Here is a 1,115-nt window from a genome sequence, read left to right as displayed (position 1 = left end):
GTCGGTGCGCAGTTCCGGCGCGGGCGCCGGCTCGTCCGGCCGGGGCCGTCTCGGTGCCGGTCTGGTCGAGGTGCCGCCGATCCCGCGCCCCGATCCGCGCGCGATGGTGCTGGCCGACCCCGAGGTGCCCGAGCGGAAGCGGTTCTGCTCGCGCTCGGACTGCGGGGCGCAGGTGGGCCGGGCCCGCGGCGGCCGGCCGGGGCGCACGGAGGGCTTCTGCACCAAGTGCGGCCACCCGTACTCGTTCGTCCCCAAGCTGCGGGGCGGGGACGTCGTGCACGGCCAGTACGAGGTGGTCGGCTGTCTGGCGCACGGCGGTCTGGGCTGGATCTACCTCGCCGTGGACCGGGCGGTCTCGGACCGCTGGGTGGTGCTGAAGGGCCTGCTGGACACGGGCGACCAGGACGCGATGGCGGCGGCGATCTCCGAGCGGCGCTTCCTCGCGGAGATCGAGCACGCCAACATCGTGCGGATCTACAACTTCGTGGAGCACCTCGACCAGCGCACCGGCTCCCTCGACGGCTACATCGTCATGGAGTACCTGGGCGGCAAGTCGCTGAAGGAGATCGCCAACGGCCGCCGCACCCCGGAGGGCAGGCGCGATCCGCTGCCGGTGGAGCAGGCGTGCGCGTACGGCATCGAGGCCCTGGAGGCGCTCGGCCACCTGCACAGCCGGAACCTGCTGTACTGCGACTTCAAGGTCGACAACGCGATCCAGACCGAGGACCAGCTGAAGCTGATCGACATGGGCGCGGTGCGCCGGATGGACGACGAGGAGTCGGCCATCTACGGCACGGTCGGCTACCAGGCGCCCGAGGTCGCCGACGTCGGCCCCTCGGTGGCGTCGGACCTGTACACGGTGGCCCGTACGCTCGCCGTCCTCACGTTCGACTTCCAGGGCTACACGAACGTCTTCGTGGACTCGCTGCCCGACCCGGACAACATCGAGGTGTTCCGGCAGTACGAGTCGTTCTACCGCTTCCTGGTCCGCGCCACCGACCCGGACCCGGCCCGCCGGTTCTCCTCCGCGCAGGAGATGGCCGAGCAGCTGACGGGCGTGCTGCGCGAGGTGGTCTCCCTGCAGTCGGGCCGGGCGCGTCCGGCGCTGTCCACGC

1 protein-coding gene is annotated in these 1,115 nt (G+C 71.7%); it reads left to right on the top strand.

What is annotated here, in order from left to right; translation table 11 throughout:
- Positions 1-1,115 (top strand): serine/threonine protein kinase (locus tag B7767_RS41425; RefSeq protein ID WP_179167534.1); only part of this gene is annotated, 1,115 nt, incomplete at both ends.

This window comes from Streptomyces sp. 13-12-16 (assembly GCF_002114215.1).
GTDB lineage: Bacteria > Actinomycetota > Actinomycetes > Streptomycetales > Streptomycetaceae > Streptomyces.
Note: the sequence above shows the minus strand (reverse complement) of the source record. Positions and strands in the feature narration are given on the sequence as shown.